General features: G+C 53.2%; 1 protein-coding gene. It reads right to left on the bottom strand.

Features of this window, described 5'->3' with window-relative positions; translation table 11 throughout:
- On the bottom strand, positions 1-370 hold a 370-nt coding region (locus KH400_RS30120; protein ID WP_217228407.1), incomplete at both ends, for a hypothetical protein.

Below are 370 nucleotides of genomic sequence, written 5' to 3'. Positions count from 1 at the left end.
TTTTCTCCCCTCCTTTCTCTCCCCTTTTTCCCCTCTCCCTCCTCCTTTCCCCTTTCCTCCCCCCCCTCCCTTTCCCTTTCTCCTTTTTTTTCCTCCCCCTTCCCCCTCCTCCCTTTCCTTTCCCCCCTCTCTCTCTTCTCTCCCCTTTCCTTCCTCCTTTCCCTCTTTTCTTCTCTTTCCCTTTCTCTCCCCCTTTCCTTCTTCTCTCTTTCTCCTCTTCTCCCTTCCCTTCTTCTTTTCCCCTCTCCCCCTTTCCCCTTTCCTTTTTCTCCTCCCCTCCCTCTCTCCTCCTTCTCCTCTTCTCCCCCTCTTCCCTTTCCTCTCTCCCTCTCCTCTTTTTCCCTCCCTCCTCCTTCCTTCTTTCTTCTTT

Origin of the sequence: Desertibacillus haloalkaliphilus (genome assembly GCF_019039105.1) — a bacterium.
Taxonomy (GTDB): Bacteria; Bacillota; Bacilli; order Bacillales; family KJ1-10-99; genus Desertibacillus; species Desertibacillus haloalkaliphilus.
This window is presented reverse-complemented; position numbering and strand designations above follow the sequence as displayed.